Annotated in this window: 13 protein-coding genes and 1 tRNA gene; 7 read left to right on the top strand and 7 right to left on the bottom strand. The window is 48.4% G+C overall.

Annotated elements, in window-relative coordinates; genetic code table 11:
- Positions 1 to 2: 2 nt before the first annotated feature.
- Together M3090_RS02140 and M3090_RS02145 are read left to right on the top strand one after the other, a co-directional pair.
- Positions 3 to 2,213, top strand: a complete 2,211-nt coding sequence (locus M3090_RS02140; RefSeq protein WP_249053756.1) for a HEAT repeat domain-containing protein — start codon at positions 3 to 5, stop codon at positions 2,211 to 2,213.
- A gap of 135 nt (positions 2,214 to 2,348) precedes the next feature.
- The gene (locus M3090_RS02145; RefSeq protein ID WP_249053757.1) at positions 2,349 to 4,559 is read left to right on the top strand and encodes a HEAT repeat domain-containing protein; all 2,211 of its coding nucleotides are present in this window, start codon (positions 2,349 to 2,351) and stop codon (positions 4,557 to 4,559) included.
- A gap of 96 nt (positions 4,560 to 4,655) precedes the next feature.
- On the opposite strand, the gene M3090_RS02150 is transcribed toward M3090_RS02145, so the two are convergent.
- The 5 genes from M3090_RS02150 to M3090_RS02170 form a co-directional block, all read right to left on the bottom strand.
- The gene (locus M3090_RS02150; RefSeq protein ID WP_249053758.1) at positions 4,656 to 4,952 is read right to left on the bottom strand and encodes a chaperone modulator CbpM; all 297 of its coding nucleotides are present in this window, start codon (positions 4,950 to 4,952) and stop codon (positions 4,656 to 4,658) included.
- A 16-nt stretch (positions 4,953 to 4,968) separates the two neighbouring features.
- Positions 4,969 to 5,925, bottom strand: a complete 957-nt coding sequence (locus M3090_RS02155) for a DnaJ C-terminal domain-containing protein (protein WP_249053759.1) — start codon at positions 5,923 to 5,925, stop codon at positions 4,969 to 4,971.
- A gap of 79 nt (positions 5,926 to 6,004) precedes the next feature.
- Entirely contained in the window at positions 6,005 to 7,024 is a 1,020-nt protein-coding gene (locus M3090_RS02160) for a threonine aldolase family protein (RefSeq protein WP_249053760.1), read from the bottom strand.
- Positions 7,025 to 7,296: 272 nt separating this feature from the next.
- Positions 7,297 to 8,931, bottom strand: coding sequence for a chaperonin GroEL (gene groL, locus M3090_RS02165; protein ID WP_249053761.1), 1,635 nt, complete (start codon positions 8,929 to 8,931; stop codon positions 7,297 to 7,299).
- A 48-nt stretch (positions 8,932 to 8,979) separates the two neighbouring features.
- A complete protein-coding gene (locus M3090_RS02170) occupies positions 8,980 to 9,252 on the bottom strand; it encodes a co-chaperone GroES (RefSeq protein WP_249053762.1) in 273 nt (90 codons plus the stop codon).
- 815 nt (positions 9,253 to 10,067) lie between these two features.
- Between M3090_RS02170 and M3090_RS02175 the strand changes: the two genes are divergently transcribed.
- Together M3090_RS02175 and M3090_RS15970 are read left to right on the top strand one after the other, a co-directional pair.
- On the top strand, positions 10,068 to 10,736 hold the full coding sequence (locus M3090_RS02175) for a DUF6624 domain-containing protein (protein WP_249053763.1): 669 nt from the start codon (positions 10,068 to 10,070) through the stop codon (positions 10,734 to 10,736).
- Positions 10,737 to 10,854: 118 nt separating this feature from the next.
- On the top strand, positions 10,855 to 10,992 hold the full coding sequence (locus tag M3090_RS15970) for a helix-turn-helix domain-containing protein (RefSeq protein WP_410553160.1): 138 nt from the start codon (positions 10,855 to 10,857) through the stop codon (positions 10,990 to 10,992).
- Between the two features lie 233 nt (positions 10,993 to 11,225).
- Here M3090_RS15970 and M3090_RS02180 read toward each other — a convergent pair whose 3' ends face one another.
- Positions 11,226 to 11,468 (bottom strand): hypothetical protein, encoded by a 243-nt coding sequence (locus M3090_RS02180; protein ID WP_249053764.1) that lies wholly within the window; start codon positions 11,466 to 11,468, stop codon positions 11,226 to 11,228.
- 190 nt (positions 11,469 to 11,658) lie between these two features.
- Here M3090_RS02180 and M3090_RS02185 point away from each other — a divergent pair, with 190 nt between their 5' ends.
- From M3090_RS02185 to M3090_RS02195, 3 genes are all read left to right on the top strand, one after another.
- Positions 11,659 to 13,278: an energy transducer TonB gene (locus M3090_RS02185; RefSeq protein ID WP_249053765.1), complete on the top strand. Its 1,620-nt coding sequence runs from the start codon at positions 11,659 to 11,661 to the stop codon at positions 13,276 to 13,278.
- Positions 13,279 to 13,287: 9 nt separating this feature from the next.
- Complete coding sequence (locus tag M3090_RS02190; protein ID WP_249053766.1) at positions 13,288 to 14,169, top strand: immunoglobulin-like domain-containing protein; 882 nt, start codon at positions 13,288 to 13,290, stop codon at positions 14,167 to 14,169.
- A 269-nt stretch (positions 14,170 to 14,438) separates the two neighbouring features.
- A complete protein-coding gene (locus M3090_RS02195; protein WP_410553161.1) occupies positions 14,439 to 15,200 on the top strand; it encodes a carboxymuconolactone decarboxylase family protein in 762 nt (253 codons plus the stop codon).
- A gap of 293 nt (positions 15,201 to 15,493) precedes the next feature.
- Here M3090_RS02195 and M3090_RS02200 read toward each other — a convergent pair.
- A tRNA-Arg gene (locus M3090_RS02200) sits at positions 15,494 to 15,566 on the bottom strand.
- Between the last annotated feature and the right edge of the window lie 80 nt (positions 15,567 to 15,646).

Below are 15,646 nucleotides of genomic sequence, written 5' to 3' on the forward strand. Positions count from 1 at the left end.
ACATGATGAAAATAGCTTTCCTTGCCCTGTGTCTGCTGCTGTCCGTAGGAAGCCAGGCACAGACAGTCATAGAAACACCTACGCAGACACAGCCAACCGCTTTTGCCATCGTCATAGACAACGCCACATACCGTGCAACGCGCAATGCCGTCATGCAGTACAGAGATGCCGTGCAACAAGATGGTTTGGCTGCCTACATCGTCCGAGGCGACTGGAAGAACCCGGATGAAGTAAAAACAGACATTGCCAAAGTCTATCGGCAGGCCCCTGCCTTGGAAGGCATTGTGCTGGTGGGAGACATCCCCGTGGCCATGATTCGCAACGCACAACACATGACCACCGCTTTCAAAATGAACGAAACGACGTTCCCCTTTCCGCAATCGTCCGTACCCAGCGACCGGTTCTACGATGACCTGCACCTGAAGTTCAAGTTCATCCGGCAGGACAGTGTAGCTCCGCACCTGTTTTATTACGAACTGGCAGAAGACAGTCCGCAGACATTGAATCCCACGTTCTACTCAGCGCGAATCAAGTATCCTGAAGCCTGGGGCGGAGACAAATACCAGGCCATTGCAGATTTCTTGGAGAAAGCCGCCCGCCTCAAGCAGCAACAGAAGACCAACCGCCTGGATGAAGTAGTGTCCTTCAACGGAGGTTCCTACAACTCCGACTGCCTCGTTGCCTGGATGGACGAAGAAAAAGCTTACCGCGAAAACTTCCCCTTAGCCTTCCGCAACAGCACGTCGTTCAAGCACTGGAACTTCCGCATGGACAACGCCATGAAGTACAGCCTTTTCGACGAACTGCAACGCCCGGAGGCAGACCTCTTTATGTTCCACGAACACGGACTGCCTACTCAGCAGCTCATCAACAACGAACCCGTAGGAGACTCGTTCGGCTCGCGTCATGCCTTGTTCAAAAACGCCCTCTACCACCAAGTGCGCGAAGCCGTGGAAGAAGGTGAAAACGAAGACTCGCTGATTCTGGCCTTCACCCATAAGTACCACCTGACTGCCCCATTCTGGAAAGAGCTGCACGACGATGCCTTCTGGCAAACTGACTCGACAAGCTATGCCGACATGTACATCAACCCAGCCGACTTGCGAGGGAAAGAAACCCGGCCGACCTTCGTCATGTTCGACGCCTGCTACAATGGTTCTTTCCACGAATCGGATTACCTGGCAGCCTACTATCTGTTCAACAACGGCACGACCGCCGTGACCCAGGGCAATACACGCAACGTGCTGCAAGACCGATGGACCATCGAAATGATAGGACTGCTGTCGCACGGCGTACGCGTAGGGCAATACAACCGCCTGATAGCCACGCTGGAAGGGCACCTGCTGGGTGATCCTACGGTACGTTTTTCTCCGTTGGAAAAAGACTGTACGCTGAGCACAGACATCACGCTGCGCCAGGATGACATTGCTTATTGGCAGACCTTGCTTGAGGCTCCGTATGCCGATGTGCAGAGCCTGGCTTTGCGCATGATAGCCGATGCCGACCCCGACCGTCAGTTTTCCAAGCAGTTGCTGCACATATTTCGCCACACGCCTTTCAACACCGTACGCATGGAGGCGCTGAAACTCCTAAGCCGATACAACAACGCTGACTTCACAGAAGCGGTGGCAGAAGGTCTGGAAGATGCCTACGAACTGGTGGCCCGGCAGAGTGCCAACTATGCCGGAGAGATTGGCGATACCGGCCGGCTGCTGAAACCCTACATACGTGCATGCATCGAAGATACCGAACGTCAACGGGTGAACTACCTGCTGAGCACGGGGCTGCCCCTCTTCCCACAAAGTGCCGTACAGGAAGCCATAGAAAACTACTATGCCTCCACCTACCGGCTGGATGCACCAGAAGAAAAGGCCGCCGTCCTGAAAGGTGTCGCCGCCCAGTTTGCCCGCGTAAAGCGCAACAACCAACGCATTTCCGACCCGTCCTTGTCTCCGAACAAGCGTATCTCGGCCATCCGCCTGCTGCGCAACAATCCGTATCACCCCTACGTAGAGCAATACCTGCAGGTGCTGCAAGATGAAGCCACACCCACCGAAGTACGCGTCGCCCTGGCCGAAGCGTTGGGTTGGTTCATCCACTCCGTCCGCCGGACAGACATCGCAAAGACCTGCCGCACCCTGCTCCAAACGCAGCAGCCCGAAGCACTGCGACAGGAACTGATACAGACGCTCGGACGACTGGAACAACCGTAACACTTTGTTCGGTTCAACCGAACCGAGCCTTTCGAGCCAATCGAACCGAGCCTTTCGACTCAATCGAACCGAGCCTTTCGAACCAATCGAACAAGAAAGACATAAAATAATCTCACTAAAAATAACCTATTGAATATGAAACAACCATTATCCATTCTACTACTTGCCTTAGGCATCAGCCTTCAAGCACAAGCTCAACAAGTCATCCGCCCCGTGGTGAAGACCCCTACCACCTTCGCCATCGTAGTGGATTCCACCAGTTACGAACAAGCCAAAGACGCCCTGACGGCCTACAAACAAAGCATCGAAGCCGACGGGCTGGGCACCTACCTGCTGATAGACAACTGGGCATCGCCCGAAGACATCCGGCAATGGCTGGTGAAGCTCCATGCCGACAAAACGCCCCTGGAAGGCTGCGTGCTGGTGGGCGACATACCCATACCCATGCTGCGCGACGCGCAACACCTGACCTCGGCCTTCAAGATGGACCAAAAGCGCGACTGGAAAGAATCGAGTGTCCCCTCCGACCGCTACTATGACGACTTCGGGCTGAAGTTCGATTTCCTCAAACAAGACGCCGACCAGCCACTGTACTTCTACTACTCCCTGCGCGCCGACTCCAAACAATACCTCTCTCCCGACATCTACTCGGCACGCATCAAACCCCTCGAGCTGGAAGGCACAGACAAATACCAGCTCCTGCGCGACTACTTGCAAAAAGTGGTTGCAGAAAAAAGAGACAATGCCTCTAACGTGGTAGACAACCTTAGCATGGGACGCGGCCACGGCTACAATTCGGAAGACCCATTAGCCTGGTCCGGCGAACAAATAGCCCTGCGCGAACAGTTTCCCAAACTCTTCCAACCAGGAGGTACTGTCAAGTTCTTCGAATTCGATTCCGAATTTCCCATCAAGAACACCTATCTGAACGAAGTACAAAGCAAAGGTCTCGACATCATGCTTTTCCACCACCACGGCGCCCCCGACACCCAATACCTCAACGGATATGAGAACGTCAGCGCCGCCCAGCCCAGCATTGAGAATGTCAAGCGTTTCCTGCGCAGCAAAGTACCTTCCATGGCCCGTAAGAAAGGAAAAGAAGCAGCCATCGACTACTATATGAAATCCTATGGAGTGCCCCGCGAATGGTGCGAAGAAGCCTTCGACCCTGCCAAACAAGAAGAAGACTCGCTGTTCAACCTTACGCTCGACATCTATACCACAGACATCCACCCTCTGAAACCACAAGCACGCTTCATCATGTTTGACGCCTGCTTCAACGGCTCATTCTACGAGAAAGACTACATAGCCGGGGCCTACCTCTTCAACTCCGGAAAAACCATCGCCACCCAAGGAGGCACCGTCAACACCATCCAAGACAAGTGGCCCGACGAATTTCTGGGACTGCTGGCAGCAGGCATGCGCATCGGACAGTTCAACCGCCTCGTGTGCTTCCTCGAAAACCACATCATGGGAGACCCGACATTCCACTTCGCCAACAACTCCTTGCCAGGCTTCGACGTAAACCAAGCCCTCGTCCTGAAAGAAGGCGACCTGAAGTTCTGGAAGAAACAACTGGCGAAGAATCCCCTGCCCGACATGCAGGCCCTTGCCCTGCGCGAACTGGCCAAAGGCGGACAAAAGGACATGCCATCGCTGTTGGAACACACCTATTTTCACTCCGGCAACTTTGTTGTACGCCTCGAAGCCATGCGCCTGCTCGCCCTCAACTATCCCGAGCAAGCCATAAAAGTCTTGCAAGCCGCTATCAACGACAGCTATGAACTAATCCGCCGTTTTGCAGCCGAATACATCGAAAAAAATGCCGACCCACAACTGGTACCCGCTTTCATCCAAGCCTACATCAGCCGCAACCACGAAACACGCCTGATGTTCAAAATCCAATCAGGACTCTCAGCTTTCGAACCCGAAGTCCTGCTGGCAGAAATAGACCGGCAAATCAAAGACAAAATCTTTTACAACGCCGCTTATGTCGAACAACTGAAAAAACAAATCACCAATTCTGCCAAAGGCAAACAAAGAGACTTGGATGAACTGGCAGACCCGACAGCCAAGCCCAGCCGCCAACGCCTGGACATCGTGGTCTTCCGCAACCACCCCAGCGCATCGGCCATCGACCCTCTCCTGAAGTTCATTGCTGATGACACACGAGACAAACAACTCCGCCTCAGTGCCATCGAAACACTTGGATGGTTTAACGAAAACTATCGCCGCCAGGAAATCATCAGTGGCCTGCAAAACATCTCAACCGACGACCCGGACTTGCAGAACGAAATAAAGAAAACTATACGCCGCCTCAGCCCGGACGGAAACACCCACGAATAAAGCAGCCCGACTGATATCAACAAAAATAGCGGGCTACCTTCCTCACCGAAGATAGCCCGCTATTATCATCACTCCTTATCTATTCTATATCCGCACTCAAAAGTCCTCGCCAAAGAACCGCAACCTACTGCGCAGATTATCTATTTCACATTGCATCTCTCTCATCTGCTCCAACAAATGGTGAATGGCATCGATGCCTTCAATATTGATATCCAAGTCATAATACATACGGCTATAACGCTCTACGTCCGGCAACTGAGAAAACGGCAAACAACGCTCCCCATCTGCCATTTGGGTACCAATCAGATCCCAGCTTTCCAGAAGATCTATGAATGAAGGTTCTATGTGACATTTATCACAATAATCCGTTACTATAATCATATCGTTTCGCATGGTGTCATTCCTCCTATCAATTCAAGTTCTTAATCTGTTGCAACAAGTCGCGCTGACGTTCACTCAAATGCTCAGGCAGATGAACCTGATAAGTGACAATCAAATCACCCGCTTGCCCTTCTTGCTTATACATCGGGAAGCCTTTACCCTTCAAGCGGACTTTACTGCCTGGCTGCGTACCCGGCTTAACTATCAGCTTCACCTGACCATCCAACGTGTTCACCAACTGCTCTCCACCCAGCAAAGCCGTGTAGAGGTCAATAGTGACATTCTCATACAAATCATCTCCTTGACGTCGGAATACCGGGTCATCCTCAATGACGAAAGTGATATACAAGTCCCCTGCCGGGCCCCCGTTCATACCCTCTGCGCCATAGCCTTTCAGTTTAATGACTTGACCATCGGCCACACCCGCCGGAATAGTAATTCGCACCTGTTTACCGTTGATGTTCAGCACCTCTTTGTGCGTATGCGCCGCATCACGCAAAGTCAAATGCAACTCCGACTGATAGTCCTGCCCACGGAAACCTCGCTGTGAGCCGGCACTTCTCCGTCCCGTCCTGTGTCCAAACAGTTCTTCGAAGAAATCCGAGAAACCGTCTGCACCATGACCCGAAAACTCTTGTCCATCCGATGAATACCAATAAGTGCCGTTCCCATCCGTATGGAATCCCTGATTACCCGAACCAAAGCCACCGAATCCCCCTCGGGCTTGCTGAGCCTTTCTTTGGGCTTCAAACTCTTCAGCATGCTTCCAGTTCTCACCATATTCGTCATACTTCTTACGCTTCTCCGGATCACTCAGCACTTCGTTGGCCTCATTAATCGCTTGAAACTTCTCCTTGGCCGTAGGATCATTCGGATTCAAATCTGGATGATACTTGCGGGCCAACTTACGAAAAGCCTTCTTAATATCATCCTGAGATGCCGTTTTGTCCACTCCAAGTACTTTATAATAATCAATATATGCCATAGTTCATAGTTTTAGCTAACGCAAGGTTAAATGCAAAATATGCACCAACCTGCCTTTTTAATCGTTAAAATAGTCAAATTCAGAAACAAGACTTCACATCACGCACGAATGTCGCAATGTCTTCATCTGTCGTATCAAATGAAGTAACCAGACGGATTTCGTTGGCAGCCTCGTTCCAGAAATAAAAGAAATATTTCTGCAACAACCGGTCAATAACAGGACGGGGCAACGTCAGAAAAAGCTGATTACTCTCCACCGGCTGTGTGAAATGCACCTCTGGCAAATCTTTCAAAGCAACATACAGCTTTTGAGCCATCCTGTTGGCATGAGTGGCATTCTTCCGCCATAGCTCATCGGTCAGATACGCCGTAAACTGACATGACAGAAAACGGAGTTTCGATGCCAATTGTGCCGACTGCTTACGCACAAAGCGAGCTTTGTCTTTTAATGCAGGGTTAAAAATAACCGCACACTCACCCATCATCAAGCCATTTTTCGTACCGCCAAAACTCAACACATCCACTCCGCAATCCACCGTCATTTCTCTAAAGCTCTTCTCCAGGGCAACACAGGCATTGGCCAAACGGGCTCCATCCATATGCAGAAACATGCCATACGGATGAATCATATCCGCCAAAGCACGGATTTCCTCCGGCTTATAAACAGTACCCAGCTCGGTGCACTGCGAAATATAGACAACTCCCGGTTGCGAATGATGCTGTTCGCCAAAATTGCAAAGATAAGGACGAAGCAATTCAGGAGTCAGCTTACCATCCGGAGTCAAGATTGGACGAATCTGACATCCTGTCATGCGAACCGGCGCTCCACACTCATCTACATAGATATGGGCAGTCTCCGCGCAAAGAATAGAGTTGTAAGGCGACGTACACAATTGCAAAGCCACGACATTGCTGCCTGTACCGTTAAACACAAACAAAGGCTCACAATCCGGTGTAAAGGCTTCCCGGATTTTCTGTACTGCCTCTTCCGTCCAAGGGTCGTCACCATAACCAACGGCATGATTCTGATTGGCCCTGTTCAAAGCCTCCATGACCAAAGGGTGAACTCCCGAATTATTGTCTGATGCAAAACTTCTCATAGTTGTTCTTAAATGATAATTTGGCGGGCTTTGCCCGCAGTGGTTAATGATAAATGGTTAATGGTTAATACGTGACAAAATGGCTCATGTACAGACTATTAACCACTTATCATTAACCATTGACCATTGTGTGCTCCGCGCACATAAATTCCCATTTCCCTGCAAAGAAAACAATATTCCCACACATACAGAACAAATGGTACAAAAAACCGCGGCTCCTCTAAAAGAAACCGCGGTTCTTATAAATATGAAGACCTAAGGGAAATCCGTCATTACATCATTCCACCCATGCCGCCCATACCGGGGTTCATCGGCATCTCAGGCTTTTCTTCCTTTTTCTCAACAATCACACATTCTGTGGTCAAGAACATGCCGGCAATAGAAGCGGCGTTCTCCAAAGCCACACGTGTAACCTTAGCAGGGTCAACCACACCGGCAGCGTGCAGGTTCTCATATACGTCTGTACGAGCATTGTAACCAAAGTCACCCTTGCCCTCACGAACTTTCTGTACTACCACTGCACCTTCCTTACCGGCATTAGCCACAATCTGACGCAGAGGCTCTTCGATGGCACGCTTGATGATTTCAATACCGGTCGTCTCATCGGCGTTTTCACCCTTCAGACCTTCCAAAGATTCCAATGCACGGATGTAAGCCACACCACCGCCCGGTACGATACCTTCTTCAATAGCGGCACGCGTAGCACGCAGGGCATCGTCAACACGGTCTTTCTTCTCCTTCATCTCAACCTCGGAAGCGGCACCTACATAGAGGACTGCTACACCGCCGGACAACTTAGCCAGACGCTCTTGCAATTTCTCACGGTCATAATCAGACTTCGTGGCAGCAATCTGATTCTTAATCTGCTCGCAACGCTCGTGGATATTCTCCTTGTCACCATTACCGTTTACGATGGTCGTGTTGTCCTTCGTAATAGTCACCTTCTCGGCGCTACCCAACATTTCGATAGTAGCCTGTTCCAGTTTCAAGCCCTTCTCTTCGCTGATGACTACACCACCTGTCAAAACGGCGATATCTTCCAGCATTTCCTTACGACGGTCGCCGAAGCCCGGAGCCTTCACGGCACAAATCTTCAACTGGCTGCGCAGACGGTTGACAACCAACGTAGTCAAAGCCTCGCTGTCTACATCTTCTGCGATAACCAACAGAGGACGGCCGGTTTGCACGGCAGGTTCCAAAATAGGCAAGAAATCCTTCAGGTTGGAAATCTTCTTATCGTAAATCAGGATGTACGGATTTTCCATCACGCACTCCATCTTCTCCGTATTGGTTACGAAATAGGCAGACAAATAACCGCGGTCGAACTGCATGCCTTCCACTACACCGATGGTCGTATCCGTACCCTTGGCCTCTTCGATAGTGATGACACCATCCTTAGAAACCTTGCGCATAGCGTCGGCAATCAGTTTACCAATCTGCGGGTCATTGTTGGCAGAAACCGTACCTACCTGCTCAATCTTATCATAGTTGTCGCCCACCATCTCGGCCTGGTTCTTGATGGATTCCACCACCTTAGCCACGGCCTTGTCAATACCGCGCTTCAAATCCATGGGAGCAGCACCGGCAGCCACGTTCTTCAAACCTTCCGTCACGATAGCCTGAGCCAGCACAGTAGCGGTTGTCGTACCATCACCGGCATCATCACCCGTCTTGCTGGCAACTTCCTTCACCAGTTGGGCACCCGTATTCTGATAAGCATCAGCCAGTTCTACTTCCTTAGCCACCGTCACACCGTCTTTCGTGATGTGGGGAGCACCGAATTTCTTCTCGATGATAACATTACGGCCTTTCGGACCCAGCGTTACTTTTACTGCATTTGCCAATGTATCGATACCCTTCTTCAGTTGGTCACGGGCATCTATATTAAACAAAATCTCTTTTGCCATGATTTCTCAGTTTTTTTAAGTTCGTTAAGTTATTAAATGAATTGCAGATTATCCCAATACAGCAAGCACATCGCTCTGACGCATGATAAGGTATTTTGTTCCGTCCAGCTCCAGTTCCGTACCGGCATACTTGCCATACAACACTTGGTCACCGACTTTCAATACCATTTCTTCGTCTTTCGTTCCCGTACCGGCTGCTACGACTTCACCTCTCAACGGTTTTTCTTTAGCGGTGTCAGGAATGATAATGCCACCGATTGTCTTTTCTTCTGCAGGTGCAGGGAGTATCAGCACTCTGTCTGCCAATGGTTTAATGTTCATAATTTTACATTTTTATATTGTTATACATATTTGTTCTATGAATAATGATGTATTCATATCTTGCGTGCCAAACGCAAGCGGTAAACATACTACGAAAAGCGTGCCAAACGAGTAAGCGACATATTTGTCAGGATGAGAAGTGACAAAAAGGCAGAAGAATATGACGTTTTGAAGCGGTACTATCCCTAAAAACTATTTTATTTTTCCATGCTTAAAGCCCCAGCCCGACAAAATTCCATATTAAGTCCACATGGAGAAAAACAGGGCAAAACAGCGGCAAGCAGTCGCAAATTGGCAATCACAAGTACCTGATTTTCAAATAATATACTTAAACAAACGAAGAAATAGACTATTACGTTTAGTCCTTATTGGAGTAAATTTGCACCACAACTGTACATCATCGGAGGGAGCGTTAACGAGATGACTATGCAGAGAACCGACAGCCATTTGACGAAATAAAACATCGCCATACACTCAAAGAGGTTGGCGATGTCGCGGAAGGTCGGTATGATTGGAAGATTGAGAGAGGACATGAACAAGAAATATCAATGTGAAAAACGGAAATGCTTTCTATCCTATACAAAAAAACTATTTTTACCTATGTTTATTACCTTATCAGATGGTTTTCATTTTGGAATAAAAAACTACTCAATTTTGATAGCGGATAAAAGTTTTTGCGTTATTTTGCAATAAAAATAAATATTAGATTTATGCTAAGGAATTTGTTTCATGTTTGCTTGTTTTTACTGTTTTGCAATAAATTGGAGGGTCAAAATTTGTCAAACATAATTGATAGCTGTTATTATTATCTTGATATGCAAGATACTACATCATTTAACAATACCTATATTGAACTTCTTGATGCATACGAAAAAGAATACAATGCAGAACTATATTCTATTGAAAATGAATTAGAAGAAATGAGAATCAAGGACCAGAGTATACGTCTGTTGTTGATTGACGCTCGAAAGAAGAATCAAGATGTCGATAAAATACAAAAAATAATGCATGACATAGATAGTAAAAATGCTATCAGAGTTACTGAAATTATTGACCAATATGGCTGGCTTGCACCCGATGAAATTGGCTATAAAGCAAATGAAGCTCTTTTCCTTTGTATACAGCATTCGCAAGACTCTATAATTCAGAATAAGTATTTACCTATATTGAAAGAAGCAGTCCTAAAAGGTGCGGCTCAAGGATGGCAATATGCTTTTTTAACAGACAGATGCCTTATGAATCAAGCACAAAAACAAATTTATGGTACGCAAAGAATAACCAAAGATGGGATAGATTATTTAGTCCCTTTACAAGATATTGACAAAGTTGATTCACTCCGAAAGGAAATGGGACTTGAGCCTTTGAATGAATATATGAACGATTGTGGACTAAAAAACGGATGGAGCAAAGAGTTTTACAAAAGCAATATAAAACTGCATGAATCAATTTTTAATTCATGGTATCAATCATTCAAACAACACTAAAAGTATAATCCGCAAATCCGCCCGATTGCGTTTTTAGAACGAAGCGACTGTTTTTTGGTGATGACAAACGGTATTCAAATGGTGATTGTCACCTGCGCTGTATGAAATCAAAAAGTTGGTGAATGACCCTGCCCTTACGCTGACTGACATTGTCGACCGGATGTGTTTCTATAACTTGTCGCATTTCAGTCGTTATGCCAAACGGGTATTGGGGGTATCACCTGCTGAATACAGAAAGAAAGGACAAATAATATAGAATTTTCTATGTCGGCGGCTAATTTCTTAGCCGCCATTTCTATTCATTTGTACCTCTATTGCTCCATAAAATATATAAAACAGTGGGGTTCAGTAATAGTTAATAATTCCCCGACAAGTCCTCTGCTGTTTTATCCTTGTTCCGACCGACCTGCGGCAAAGGATAAAAATACCTACCGATTGTTAAGTTTTTTGTTAAATCTTCATCTTAACACGCTTCTTCCTCCTATCCGCTCACTCCCTCAAAAAACAGCTTTTATACCCCGTTTCTCCATAGCCTGATTTTTGTACCTTTATTTTCTTATGTTGCTGATATTCAGCAATAAAAAATCTCTCATATTTATACTCTTGTCCATCTATTGTTGAACGATTATTTACAGCGCCAAACGAATAAATATATTTTGTTAAGAGGGCACAATAGTTGATGACTTCATGCAGAACATGTTTTTCATCGCAGCCACACACCGCATCTGACACGGGCTCAAAAAAGGTTCAACAAACCTACAAATCCCTCCTTTATCCGCACCTCCTCCCTACCTCGTCCTTATCCTATAACAAGGACCAGGTAGGGAGAAGGTAGGGAGGAGAAACGAATTTGGTACGACAATGGCAGGCCGGATGACTTTTTTTTCGTACCTTGGAGGCGGAATTAGAAAAAATGTCCGATATGAAGAGACTTTCCGTATTTTTATTTCTGCTTGCAGCCGCCATTTTACTTGCGGCACAAGCGAAAGATGGCAGCGACTCGCTCGCCCTGCTGGAAAACAAGGTGTGGAAAGCGCAACTTCCGGAAAGCATCCAAACTGCTTATGAAACGGAATTTCGCGGTGGGCAATGGATATCTGCCCTCCTATATCAAGGCAAAAGGTACGAGATGAACCGTTCTTATTTTCTGCTGGGAGATACCATCGTAGAATCTGATTCCGGGGAAAAATTCAAAGTCCGAAAACTGACGGACAGCACCCTCGTTTTCCAATACCTGCCCACCCAGCTAATCATAGGCGGAGGCCCGGTGGTATTTACAACAGACAACAGCGCAGCCGGACAACGAGCCAACGAACATCGCCTGGACAGCATCTGGCGGCGGGAACTTATCTGGAACCTGGGCGTGTTGGACCAGTCGGGAAAGCCGATGAAAGACACGTCGGCCATCGAACGTCCGCGATGGGTCAACTGGGGGGAAGATTTGGAACGGTACTGCGTCTCGCAGATGACATATCCCGAAGCGTTGTTGAAACAAAACCGGGCGGGCTATTCCGTAGTGATGTTCACCGTAGACACTTTGGGATTGCCGCGAGGCATCAACTGCCTGACAAGCACCCGGGAGGAGTTCGGGCGCGAAGTTGTCCGGCTGCTGAAAGAGCTGCCCCACGGACAACCGTGCAGGGATGCGACAGGACGACGGATGGAATGTCTGTATGCGGTGTATGTTCCCTTCCTGCCCCAACATTACCGCGACCGGCTGAAGGCGGACAGCATCCGCGAAGAGGAGCATAAACAGATGTTCATCACCTGGGATGCCCCTGCCCGCTTCCCGGACAAAAATCCCTTGGCCATCCGGAACTACATCGCCCGGCGACTGAAGTATGAGCCGAGCCTATTGGGCGAAAAAACGCAGACACGAGGCGTCTATTCCATCAGCATCGACTCTTACGGAGAAGTGAAAGAAGCCAAGGTGATACGGAGTTGCGGCATCGAGGCGTGGGACAAACAGGTGGTGGAAATCATCCGGGGCATGCCGCGATGGATTCCGGCCACCAACAGGCATGGGAAAGGAGAATATCAGGACCACTATTTTGCCCTGCCCTTTATCTTCAGGAATGACAAGAGACTGATAGCCCATACGGCGGAAAAACAGTTGGAAGCAGGCGTTCCGGTCTGTTACCTGAATGAACGGGGCGACACCGTCGTGCCTTACGGGAAATACCGGTTCTGCCAGACAGACACGATACGCCGCATCGGCTTCGTATATGAAAACAAGGTTTTCCGACCGCGCATTATCTGTCTGGACACCGAAGGAAAGAAACTGTTCTACGTCTTCCCCTGTGACAATGGGCCCGATTACGTGCAGGAAGGCGTTTTCCGCATCACCGATGAAGAGGGACGGATAGGTTTTGCCGATACGTTGGGCACAGTGCTTATCAGGCCGCAATATAGGTTTGCCACCCCTTTCAGGAATGGGAAAGCCAAAGTCACCTTCTCAGGAAGCTGGAAACAGGAGGGTGAGCACCGCTATTGGGACAGCAGTGAATGGTTTTATATCGACAAAACAGGTGTAACACAATAAATAAAATCCATGCGTATGAAAAAGGGCATGTTTTGGACGGCACTGGCCGGTTGCCTATTGGCATTAAATGGTTGCAATCTCCGGAAAACGAATCAGGAACATAAGGAACTGGCCGGATGGGAAGTGCTTGGCAATCTGGACAAGGCTTATGGCAATGATTATCCGTCCTACGTAGAGGGCCGGTATTTCGACAACCGCGGTACGCCGGTGTTGCAAATACGAGGCGACACCTTGCAGGCAAGGAAGGAATTGGCTCAAGCTGCCGGAAGCAACAACTTCCGGTTGGAACAGGTGGGCAACGGAGTCTATTCGCAAAAAGAACTGGACAGCTTGTTGACAGAGATGCGCAGACGGCTGGATACGACCACGGACACGGCCTTACGCACCAATGCCTTTGGCAACGGCCGCGGAGGCCACAAGATAAGAGTAGACCTGTTGCGCAACACAGCAGAGTGGCGCGAACGCTTCCGCAAAGAAATCATGGATTCACCGGCACTGGAGTTCGACGGGCCTGACGGTCGGGAGGTATGCGCCCTGAAGGGAGTAAGCGAAGTATTCGGCGTGAGTCTGGAGGCGGAACAGGCCGTCATCCCTGCCACCGCACACGAAGTCAGCTTTGTTTTGCACAACGGAAGCAATGACACCATCGGTTATGGCTCTGCCTACGATTTGGCGTATGAACAGAATGGACAATGGTATTACCTGCCCACAGACAGGCTCTTTACGCTAGAGCTCATAGAAATGTTGCCGGATGGCCAAACTATTTTCAGCGCCAACCTCTATCCGGAAGTGAACCGGAACCGACCGGGGCATTATCGTTTCTTCAAAGAAATCAGTATCAAAGGGCAAAAGGAAATGCTGGTGGCAGAGTTTGAGATGTCGGCGCCCTGAACCAGACGCAACTTGGCAGACGGTATGCAGCCGGCAGCATCTTTCAACGGCTGCATACGCAATACAGAACTTGATATAATCCCAGCCAAACAAGTCCCTCAAAAAATCGGTAAAATTGATACAAGCATCCAAGATTTTGATAGCTTCTGTCTGCTAAATAACGGGTAACTTTGCTGCGTAATGAGTTGTAACCCCTAAAAGTATTCTGCCTTATGAAGAAGATTTGTATTTTATCACTGATTCTATTAACTGTTAATAGCTTATTTATTATGTCACAAGAAAAAATTACGCAAACAGCCGGCCACGTACAGTTGGGCGAGTTTGCTCCTAAATTTGCAGAATTGAATGACGATGTCTTGTTTGGACAGGTATGGAATCGCCCGGGACTCAGCCCCCACGACCGCAGTATGATAACCATTGCCACCCTGATTGGCAAAGGCATCATCGATTCCTCGCTGACACACCATCTGCAATTTGCCAAACAAAACGGCGTGACTCGCACCGAAATCTCCGAGATGTTGACCCATATCGCCTTCTATGCCGGATGGCCCAATGCCTGGGGCGCATTCCGCCTGGCCAAAGACGTCTGGGCAGAAGATGCCACAGCCGACAATGGCAAAGCAGCTTTCCAACGCGAAATGATTTTCCCCATCGGCGAGCCCAACACAGCTTATGCTCAATATTTCATTGGCAACAGTTATCTGGCTCCAATCTCTACCGAACAGGTCGCCTTCAGCAACGTGACCTTTGAACCCGGCTGCCGCAACAACTGGCACATCCATCATGCCACCAAAGGCGGCGGACAAATGCTGGTTTGCGTGGCCGGACGCGGTTGGTATCAGGAAGAAGGGAAACCTGCCGTAGAGATGCTTCCAGGAGATGTCATCCATATCCCTGCCAACGTAAAACATTGGCACGGAGCAGCCGCAGACAGTTGGTTTGCGCACTTGGCATTTGGAATACCCGGCGAAAATACGTCCAATGAATGGTTAGAGCCGGTAACAGATGAAGAATATGGTCGGTTGAAATAAAAGCAACTGTATTTAGTCCCCTGTTTAAATATCATTCCCTCTGTCATATTGAGCAGAGCAAAGCGGAGTCGAAACATCTCCTGAATACCTTTATCACACAGGAAGATTCTTCACTTCGTTCAGAATGGCAGGGCAAATGAAAATTTAAACGACAGGCTCTTATCATCTTAAAGAGGAGGATGTGTCAAAATAGGGATTACCTATCATTCCGGCACACCCTCATTTTATAATAATCTACCGCTCATATACAATAAGTCCTTGATAATCGTTATTGACTATCAAGGACTTTTATGTGACCCCGCTGGGACTCAAACCCAGGACCTTCAGAACCGGAATCTGACGCTCTATTCACTAAGCTACGGAGCCTGATTGCGGGTGCAAAAGTATAAAAAAGGATGGCATAATCCTAATATTTCTCCGTTTTTTATTGAACCGGATGTCTAATT

The sequence above is a fragment of the Bacteroides sp. ET71 genome (assembly GCF_023336905.1).
GTDB lineage: Bacteria > Bacteroidota > Bacteroidia > Bacteroidales > Bacteroidaceae > Bacteroides.